Annotated in this window: 9 protein-coding genes and 2 pseudogenes; 5 read left to right on the plus strand and 6 right to left on the minus strand. The window is 64.6% G+C overall.

Annotated elements, in window-relative coordinates; all coding sequences use genetic code 11:
* Nucleotides 1-223 precede the first annotated feature (223 nt).
* Entirely contained in the window at nt 224-2,065 is a 1,842-nt protein-coding gene (locus IEY21_RS15090) for a sensor histidine kinase (RefSeq protein ID WP_188905179.1), read from the plus strand.
* Nucleotides 2,066-2,089: 24 nt separating this feature from the next.
* Here the strand turns inward: IEY21_RS15090 and IEY21_RS15095 are convergent.
* A pseudogene (locus tag IEY21_RS15095) lies at nt 2,090-2,754 on the minus strand (IS6 family transposase).
* Between the two features lie 40 nt (nt 2,755-2,794).
* On the opposite strand from IEY21_RS15095, the pseudogene IEY21_RS15100 reads away from it, so the two are divergent.
* From IEY21_RS15100 to IEY21_RS15110, 3 genes and pseudogenes are all read left to right on the plus strand, one after another.
* A pseudogene (locus IEY21_RS15100) lies at nt 2,795-3,054 on the plus strand (IS5/IS1182 family transposase); the annotation flags it as partial.
* Nucleotides 3,055-3,337: 283 nt separating this feature from the next.
* Nucleotides 3,338-3,667 (plus strand): hypothetical protein, encoded by a 330-nt coding sequence (locus tag IEY21_RS15105; protein WP_188905181.1) that lies wholly within the window; start codon nt 3,338-3,340, stop codon nt 3,665-3,667.
* Complete coding sequence (locus tag IEY21_RS15110) at nt 3,664-3,942, plus strand: hypothetical protein (protein ID WP_188905182.1); 279 nt, start codon at nt 3,664-3,666, stop codon at nt 3,940-3,942. The genes IEY21_RS15105 and IEY21_RS15110 overlap by 4 nt, the downstream gene beginning before the upstream one ends.
* Here IEY21_RS15110 and IEY21_RS15115 read toward each other — a convergent pair.
* Complete coding sequence (locus IEY21_RS15115; protein WP_188905183.1) at nt 3,939-4,460, minus strand: sensor histidine kinase; 522 nt, start codon at nt 4,458-4,460, stop codon at nt 3,939-3,941. The two genes, IEY21_RS15110 and IEY21_RS15115, sit on opposite strands and share 4 nt — an antisense overlap.
* A gap of 467 nt (nt 4,461-4,927) precedes the next feature.
* Between IEY21_RS15115 and IEY21_RS15120 the strand changes: the two genes are divergently transcribed.
* Nucleotides 4,928-5,611: a DUF4396 domain-containing protein gene (locus tag IEY21_RS15120; RefSeq protein ID WP_229753148.1), complete on the plus strand. Its 684-nt coding sequence runs from the start codon at nt 4,928-4,930 to the stop codon at nt 5,609-5,611.
* A gap of 180 nt (nt 5,612-5,791) precedes the next feature.
* Here IEY21_RS15120 and IEY21_RS15125 read toward each other — a convergent pair whose 3' ends face one another.
* The 4 genes from IEY21_RS15125 to IEY21_RS16750 form a co-directional block, all read right to left on the minus strand.
* The gene (locus IEY21_RS15125; protein ID WP_229753149.1) at nt 5,792-6,952 is read right to left on the minus strand and encodes a sensor histidine kinase; all 1,161 of its coding nucleotides are present in this window, start codon (nt 6,950-6,952) and stop codon (nt 5,792-5,794) included.
* The gene (locus tag IEY21_RS15130; RefSeq protein ID WP_188905185.1) at nt 6,936-7,616 is read right to left on the minus strand and encodes a response regulator; all 681 of its coding nucleotides are present in this window, start codon (nt 7,614-7,616) and stop codon (nt 6,936-6,938) included. Before IEY21_RS15130 ends, IEY21_RS15125 begins: the two co-directional genes overlap by 17 nt.
* A 175-nt stretch (nt 7,617-7,791) precedes the next feature.
* The gene (locus IEY21_RS15135; RefSeq protein WP_188905186.1) at nt 7,792-8,139 is read right to left on the minus strand and encodes a WD40/YVTN/BNR-like repeat-containing protein; all 348 of its coding nucleotides are present in this window, start codon (nt 8,137-8,139) and stop codon (nt 7,792-7,794) included.
* Nucleotides 8,140-8,557: 418 nt separating this feature from the next.
* Nucleotides 8,558-8,794: IS1 family transposase (locus tag IEY21_RS16750; RefSeq protein ID WP_229753150.1), on the minus strand; the 237-nt coding region annotated here is incomplete at its 5' end.

The raw sequence follows: 8,794 nt of genomic DNA on the forward strand, positions 1-8,794 counted from the left end.
CGGCTCCTTCGGTACCGTCAGCCTAAGAGCTGACGGGGGCGAAGTGCCTTGCCTCCTGGTCCGCTCCTGGGGGGTCACTCCACCCGCATGCGGGTGTTGCGGCACGCCTTTGACGAGGTCATGGCCCCACCGGGCTGGCCTCGCAGGATGGCTCTCGATCCTGTTCAAGCGGGGATGATCAGGAACGCGGACATCGGCCTGGAAAACCTTATAGTGCCGGGCGATGTTCGACTCTGGCCCCTCCCTGACTGGCACGTCGTCCGATGATCCTGTCCAGCTCCGCGAGGCCCTGGCTGCCGCTCAGAGCCAGATTCAGGTGCTGTCCACCGCTGTGGCTCTGAGTGAGGCCGCGGCCACCACCGATGACGTGACCGCGCTGGCGCGCCACGTCGGGGGCATACTGCGCCGCAACATCCCCAACCTGCTGGCGGTCTACTTCACACGACAGGGAGAGCATTGGGTGGCCGAGGTGAACAGCGACGCCGTCCCCGCTGAGCTCAAGGCGCTGATCCGGTCTGGGCTGCCTCTGGACACGCCGTTTCTGGCCCAGACGGTGACCGCCCGCGCGCCGCAGTTCTTTGACCACTGGAACTCGGCGGAGCAGGGCATGCCGCATGCCGAGCAGTTCCAGGCGGTGGGTGTGGCCCCGTTCTTCCAGGGAGATCAGCCTGTCGCGCTGCTCTCGGTGGGCCTGGTGGGTCAGGCGGTCTGGACCACGCAGCAGCGGCTGCTGTTCCTGGCGGTGTACCAGGCGCTGTACAGCGCCCAGCAGCGTAAAGCCCTGGGCCAGGAACAGCAGCGCGCCCTGGAAGCCTTCATGACACTGACCGAGGCCATCGGCCTGGAAACGGACCGGGTCCGGCTGGCGGAGCGGGCGTGCGAGCTGTTCCTGGCCTCCATGCCGGGCTGGTCCACAGGCTACTACGAGTGGGACGGTGGGCTGTGGCGGGCGCGGCACACCAACGTGCCGGACCCGGTCCTGCGCGCCGCGCTGTGTGCGGGCGTGCCGGCGTCTACCCCTGGCCTGTCCGCAGCCGTGGAGGCCGGGGGACCGGTGTTCTTCGACCGGTTGGGGGTCCGCGACGAGCACGTCGCTGGGGCCGGATCCTACGACGCAGCCGCCTTCTTTCCGTACTTCCGGGACGGTCAGCCGGCCGCCGTGTTCGCCATCGGCAGCGAGGAGTATCAGACGTGGCATCCGGAGGACCGGGCCCTGTTCGAGGCGGTCGGCCGCAGTCTGGGCCTGGGACTGGAACGGGCATGGCAGGCCCAGGATCTGGAGGAGCAACGCCGCGGGTTGCAGGTGGCCAACAAAGCGCTTCAAGTGGCCAACGAGGACTTGGAAGCCTTCGCGTACAGCGCCTCGCACGACCTGCGGACTCCAGTGCGCCACGTCAAGAGCTTCGTGGAGGTGGCCCGCCGGGCCCTGGCCGGCGGACAGCCGGGCAAGGCTGAGCGGTCCTTGCAGATGGTGGAGGGGGCCGCCGAACGAATGAGCGACATGATCGACGCCATGCTGGCCCTGTCACGCAGCACCGTGCGGCCGCTGACGCACATCGCCGTCGATCTGAACGCGCTGGTAGACCAAGCGCGCCGGAATGTGGCCGACGAGGGACAGGACCGCGAGATCGAGTGGCGGGTAGGGGCGCTGCCGCAGGTGATGGGAGACGCGGCCACCTTGCAGCAGGTGCTGACCAATCTGCTGAGCAACGCCGTGAAGTTCACCCGCACCCGTGAGCGTGCCGTCATCGAGATCGGCACACACGCGGGCGACGGGGAGTGGACGGTGTGGGTGCGGGACAACGGCGTGGGCTTTGACCCGGTGTACGCCGGCAAGCTGTTCGGTCCGTTCCAGCGACTGCATTCGCACAGCGAGTTCGAGGGCACGGGCGTCGGGCTCGCGACGGTGCGCCGCATTGTCCTGCGCCATGGCGGCCGGGTCTGGGCCGACAGCGTGCCGGGAGAGGGCACCACCTTCTCGTTCACGCTGCCGCATGTCCGCCCGCTGAAGCCAGGCGGCAGCTCTGCCGGCGTCTCCTCGGCGGCGCAGTTTTCCTCGGCCTGACGCCGCCCCTCCACCGCCCCGGCGTCACTTGACCGACTGGTCTTGCCGCGCAGCACCTCGGGAGTGTAGTCGCTCTCCCCGAGCGGATTGTTTGCTTCTTCTCATGCTGGCAGAGACGGCGGCTCGGGTGGAGCAGTGAAGATTCGAGACTTGGGTGTGTAGGGCGAGGAACTCTTGAAGTTCGTTTCCGTCGTTTGAAGCCGATCTGGCTGCGTTCCTGCTGCCGGGTCGGTCGATGGGATTGCTTCACGAGGGTATTGCAGCGGGCGGTGGAGACGATCTGGACGTGCTCTACGGTGTGGAGCACGGGAAGCTCACGCAGTGCCGCCCCATAGCTCCACAGCTTACCGGTGTGAATGACTTCCGACACGTCGTATTTCCCCGACAGACGCACGAACAAAGACTTGGCCGCCTCGGTATCGCGGTGTTCTTGAAAAAGGATGTCCAGCACGCCCCCGTTTTGGTCCACCGCCCGCCACAACCAGTGCTTGATCCTGCCGATCTTGACGCAGTTCCCCGGTCAGGAAGGGCGCAAACCTGATGTTCCACTGCCGGATGGTTTCGTGACGGACGACGATGCCGCGCTTGTGAAGCAGTTCCTGGACGTCCCGGTGGCTCGATGGGAAGCGGTGGTACAGCCAAATGACGCTCAGGGGAAAACGGCAGCGGTAAGGCTTGCGGTCAGTCACGACTCAATAACCTGATGAGCTCAAGTTGCCAGAACCTGCTGATCAGGGGTATACGGGCGAGCGGGCGGCGACCGACGCCACCGAAGCTGGCATCGAATTGATCGTGGTCAAGCGACCAAGGGCAAGCAAGGGGTTCGTCCTGGTGCCGAAATGCTGGATGGTGGAGCCTCCTTTGCATGGTTGTTCAGATCCCGTCGTCTGGGACGGAATCCAGAACGACTGCCCTCAGCGCTGGTCGGTTTCCACGTCCTGGTGGCGTACGTTCTGCTCTGCAGCAACCTCAAGCCGCTTTTTGCATGAGGTGCTTGGCGAGCAGAAATCTATCTGCTGGATGCTGTGAGCTGACGCTACCGGTTACGCCGCGCTGCAGGAGCCAGATAAGCTGGATGAAACGGCGCTGTCCGGGAATGCGTAGCGGCCCAATGTCGGTTCCCCCTATTGGGTGGGACGCGGCGACTGGGGGCCTCAGGCCATAAATGTGACAGGCAGCAGCAGAAAGAGTACTTATACCCCCGGCAATGCCTTCTCATCGTCATCTTAGTTTTTCTTATTCGCCCATTTATCGGGACTGGAGGGTGTGCCGTTGAACAGGGTTCACACCGTCCCGCTTGCCGTTGCTGCCAGCAGCCTCCTGTATGGCGCTCACGCCCAGACCAGCGCCGGCAAGGCGGAGCTGGCCCGCGAGAGCCTGGAGCCCAGCGTGGACCGCCTGATCCAAGTCGTGTCGGGCGCCGTGAGCGAGGCCGGCGGCGACCTGGCGCGCTCACAGGCCCCCTGGGTAATGGCCTTCAGCACCGGACACTACAAGGCCGATCCCTTGGGGGCCCAGGCTGCCCGGGAGCTTGCCAGTCAGTTTGTGGCCCGCCAGGCGGTCACTGGGGATCAGGTCACTGCGCGCGCGCCTGGGAGATGACCGGCTGGACCTACCGCAATCTGGCCGCCCTGACTCTGCCCATCGGGACGGACGCCGCGGCAGACCGGGCCCGAGCTGCCGGACTGTGGCCCACCACATCCGCTGTGGGCAGCGTCGGCGGCCACGACAACGAGCGCGTCGCCACCGAGCTGGCCAGTGAGTTCCAGGCCGACCACAGCGCGGTGCTGATCCTGTGGCGAGAGTCGCACGGAGGTTACGTTGCCAGAACCCCTCTCACCGAACTGTTGCACTTCAGGGCCTGCGGTCCCCCTTAACCAACCTGCTCTGATCGTCCCGCCAGCTCACCCGTGAGGCCCTGCGGCAGCCGCACAGTGAAGGTCGATCCCACGCCTTCGGTGCTGCTCACCTGGATGGTGGCGCCCATGGCCACGACCAGGTGATGGGAAACCGTCAACCCCACTCCTGCCCCGATGTTCTCTTCGGCGTCCCGTGCGCGCGATTGATCCGAACGGTAGAAGCGCTCGAAGGCATGGGGCAGGTCCTGCGTGGAAATGCCCTCCCCGGTGTCCCGCACTTTCAACCACCCCAACCTTCCACTGCCGTCTATCCGGACGGCGACGCCCCCGTGTTGCGTGTGCCGCAGGGCGTTCGAGGTCACCAGAACCTGGGTGACCCGGTCTGAATCAGCCACAACCAGGACGTCGCGCTGCACTTTCAGGGACAGGATAAGGCCTTGACTCACGAACGCCCGCCGAAGCTGCGCGCAGGCCACGCCAGCACGTTCTGCCAGCGGCAATTCTTGGATCTTGTTGTTACCCCTTGAGGTCGTCACATACCCAAAACACCGCCGTTTGGCGTGCCCGTTCGCGACCTGTCATACGTTCAGGGGTTCCCCGCCCAGCACAAGTTCAACCTGAAGATGTCCGGCGCGTAGCTCTTCTGCGAAATCCGTCTGTCACACTTTTACCCTTGATTGAAGTTATTGACGGTTGATGGGCGTGTGAACTGACGCACCAAAAGCTGGAAGAGGCGGCCCACCGTGGATGACGTTAGGAGACGCTCCTGGCCGGGTCAATATCACCGTGCGGCGCTGTGCATGGTGATATTGACCTTTCTTGGTGTGACCTCCCATTGACGCTGGCCCAGCGTCGCCTTTATTTATCAACGCTGAACATTCGGCCCCTACAGTCTGCGGTGCAATGTCCCCGCCCAGGCGGGAAAGGCATTCAGTGGCCTGATGAACTTCAGAGCGCATCGCCGCACTCCGGCATCACGCCGAACAAGGAACCCAGAATGGATATGACGATGATGACTCCCGCATGGCTGACGCCCCTGGCATGGATTTACGTCCTTGCCTCTGCGCTGACGGCCGTATTCCTCACGTATCTCGTCGCCGCCCGACAGCCACGCTCAGCGCTGGACTGGGTCTGGCCCCTGAGCGCCCTGTTCCTCGGACCAGCGGCCCTCGCACCGTACGCGCGCTGGGGCCGGGCACCCGGCAGCACACCACGGTCGGCAGGGGCACCGTTCGCTGTGGCGCTGCTGTCCGGGGCCGCCGCATCCACCATCGCCCATCTGATCGGCGTGCCGGTGGTCTTCGGAGCCGGCTGGACGATTGCCGGCCAGGCATTGTGGGCCGTGGCGCTCTTCATCCTGATTCTGGCCACTGCTCTGTTGTTTCTGGCAGAGTACGTTACCTCCGCAGGCCACCGATCAAGCGGCTTGGCCAGCCCATCTGCCGGTACCCTGCTTCTGGCCACCTTTGTGACTGTTCTGGCCTTCGATGTTGGTATGGTCGGCTGGATGCTGTATCTGCACACGAGCCAGCTCATGGCACCGATCAGCGACGTGGTGTTCGTGTTCCAGATGCAAGTTGGCATGATCCTGGGCATGCTGACCGCCTCGCCGGTCGTCGCGTGGTTTGCTTCCCGCCGAACCCTGGCCGCAGCAGTACACCAGATGGCCCCCATCACAGGCCGCTGACCATCCCTGAACAGGGGAACGCCATATCACCATGCCGTTCTCCTACCCGCTTACAGCAAAGAACAGAATAGCTGCAGTGCAGAGCGAGGCCTGGGCCACTCCTGGAGCAGTTCGGCGACCATCAAAAATCTGCTCAGGGTAGAGCTTCACTTCTGTCAAATGCTTCAGATCCTGGCTGAATCAAGACTTGCGCAGGCTGGATCCGTCGAACGCTGCGGCCAGCGGCACTTCCACCGTGAGGGTGGTTCCCACACCTGGCGTGCTCTCAATCCATATCTGGCCTGCCATCGCCTCGATGAGATGCCGCGAGACCGTGAGGCCGATTCCTGCCCCCACACTCTCCTCCGCGTCGCGGGCCCGGGACTGATCAGAGCGGTAAAACCGCTCGAACACGTGTGGCAGGTCTTCTGAGGCTATGCCTTCCCCCGTGTCCTGCACCTGCACGCACCCGCACTGTCCGGCTCTCTTCACCCGCACAGTCACGCCCCCCTGATGCGTGTGTCTCAGGGCATTGGCCAGCAAGTTGACCAGAACCTGGGTGAGTCGGTCTGGATCTGCGAGTGCCTGAACCTCACGCTGCACGTCGAGGGTCAGGGTGAGGCCCGCGCTGGAGAAGGGCCGTTCAAACTGCGCACACGCCCCACGGGCAAGCTCTGCCAGCGCTACAGGGCGCGCCTTCACGGGAATCACGCCCGCTTCCGCCTGTGTGACAAGCGACAGGTCCTGCGTGAGCCGCTCCAAGCGCCGAATTTCACGGATGATGTCTGGTCCCGCCTCCTCAATGCGGAACACCCCGTCCAGCAGCCCTTCTGTGAGCCCGCGCATGCCGGTCAGGGGCGTGCGCAGCTCGTGCGCGACCGTGCCGATCAGTTCCCGTCGCCGCACTTCCGTCGCCTCCAGCGCTTCGGCCATGCGGTTAAAGCTGTTGGTCAGTTCGCCCAGTTCGTCCCGGCCCAGTTCCGGCAGCCGCTCGGCGTAATGTCCGGCCGCGATACGGGTACTGGCGTGGCTCACCCGTTGCACGGACCGCAGAATCTGGCGGCTGACGAGGGCACTCACCACCAGGGCCAACAGCAGGGTCACGACACTGGCCACCGCGAGGGCGCTTCCAAACGCGCCTGTGAAGCCCTCAGACAGCTGCCGGCGCATCTCTGGGATGTCCTGCATACCGAACATCTGCACCATCTGTTCGGTATGCGAGCGGTAAAAGAAGGGCGCAGTCCATTCCGCGATCACGGTCATCGTCATGGCGGACAGGGCGATCACGGCGAGGTAGGAGAGCAACAGCTTCGCACGCAGGCCGAGTCCGGCGTTGCCGCCGGGTTTACTTGAGCCGGCCAAAGCGGTACCCCACCCCCCGGACAGCGTGCAGGAGCTGCGGCGCCTGCCCAGACTCTCCCAAGTGCCGGCGCAGGCTCACCATGTGCACGTCCACCACCCGGTCAACTCCAGGAAAGTCCTCACCCCACACCCGTTGAATCAGCTCATTGCGGGTGAAGACCCGCCCGGGCGCCCGGGCGAGTTCGTGCAGCAGATCGAACTCCAGGGCACTCAGGTCAAGTGCCTGTCCGGCGAGACTGGCCTCGCGGGTCACTGGATCCACCCGCAGACCCTCGTAGAGGACGGGGATCGGAGCAGCCTCACCCGACGTGCGGCGCAGGACCGCTTTCACCCGGGCCACCAGCTCGCGCGGACTGAACGGCTTGACCACGTAGTCGTCTGCACCGAGTTCCAGGCCCAGCACCCGGTCGAACTCCTCCCCACGGGCCGTGAGGAGGATGATGGGTACGTTCGTGGTTGTCCGGAGACGTTTGCAGACGTCCAGGCCGTTCACCTTTGGCAGCATGACGTCAAGCACGATGAGCGCCAGTCCGCCCGCTTCAGCTTGAAGCAAGCCGTCGAGGCCGTCCGACGCCGTCTGGACCTGAAAACCTTCACGTTCCAGGTATGCGGCGACAACCTTGCGCACGCTCGGCTCATCATCCACCACCAACACTGTCGTCATGCTGCGTCCAGTATGCCGGGAGACAGCTCAGCAAGAAATGACATCCGGACTGCCCACCGGTTCACCAGCTCTCCCAGCCACCGACTGCGGCGTGCCGGCCACCGCCGTGAAGCTCCTGTTGCTTTCGCGAGTCCCTGTGATGAACACGGCTCTCCCAGCGCCAGCCACCGGGTGCTCATGGGTGCCAGGTGCTTCCCCCGTCGTGCGCACGGTACACCGTACCGCTGGCACCGGCGGCATACAGCCTGGCCACTTCCTGCGGGTCCGCCGTCACCAGCAGCGCGCCTTCTGGCAGCTTCAGGTTCGTCCAGCTCGCGCCCTCGTCCTCCGAGCGGGCCACACCTTCCGGGCCGGCGATGTACACGTTGCCGCTGACGAGATGAATGTCCAGGCCGGCAGACGCTGCCGGCGGCGCAGTTGCGGCACGCTGCCACGCTATACCGTCATCCGAGACGGTCAGCCCCGCGTCCAGCATGAGTGCGTACAGGCGTGGAGTGTCGCCTGGTCCTGCGGCGAGGGCCATCGCACCGGGGGTTGCGGCGGACACGAACTGCCAGTTCTGACCATCGGCGGTGCGGTACAGGCCCCGCCCCGCGAAACAGGTAAAACGCCATCTGCCTCTCCGCGTCGTTCCCGACGCGCTGGAACTTGTCATTGACTGCTCCCCGCCCTAAAGGACGGGGGTTCTTGCTGCGCGCCCCTCTCCACGTTGGCGTAGCCTCGGGGTGAGCGCGGAGACATCGTCTCCAGGAACATCGTTCGGTGGTGGGCGGCGCCTGATGCTCTTTGACAATCATGGATGGGTTCAGGTTAGCTTCCCGTCGTTGACGCCTGTGTCACAGAATCCGGAGATGGAAAAAGCGGCCCGGAGGCCGCTTTGATTCCTTCAATATAGGGCGGTATTCAGCCCCTGTCAAATCATGCACGCGGGGGTCGTGGGTTCAGCGCAATGACGCGTTGTAGCGGGGAATGAACATCCAGATCAGGAGCTCGGGATGCGCCTGCTGGCGACTGAACGACAGGCTCTGGCGCACCAGATGCGCCACCCGCAGGCGCAACGTGGCATTGAACCGCTCGATGTGCCGTGTGCCACCAGTGACGTGCCGTGCGCCAAAAACCACGCCTTTATAGGCTGCCAGGCGGTCTGTGTGACAGACCGCACCGAGATAGGGAGTGGG

Source organism: Deinococcus aerophilus (genome assembly GCF_014647075.1).
GTDB lineage: Bacteria > Deinococcota > Deinococci > Deinococcales > Deinococcaceae > Deinococcus > Deinococcus aerophilus.

Bases quoted from the DNA above. Each gene is read 5' to 3' on its own strand.
- IEY21_RS15090 (WP_188905179.1), top strand. From the start codon at position 224: ATGTTCGACTCTGGCCCCTCCCTGACTGGCACGTCGTCCGATGATCCT.
- IEY21_RS15110 (WP_188905182.1), top strand. From the start codon at position 3,664: ATGACCGGCTGGACCTACCGCAATCTGGCCGCCCTGACTCTGCCCATC.
- IEY21_RS15120 (WP_229753148.1), top strand. From the start codon at position 4,928: ATGACGATGATGACTCCCGCATGGCTGACGCCCCTGGCATGGATTTAC.
- IEY21_RS15130 (WP_188905185.1), bottom strand. From the start codon at position 7,616: ATGACGACAGTGTTGGTGGTGGATGATGAGCCGAGCGTGCGCAAGGTT.
- IEY21_RS15135 (WP_188905186.1), bottom strand. From the start codon at position 8,139: ATGGCCCTCGCCGCAGGACCAGGCGACACTCCACGCCTGTACGCACTC.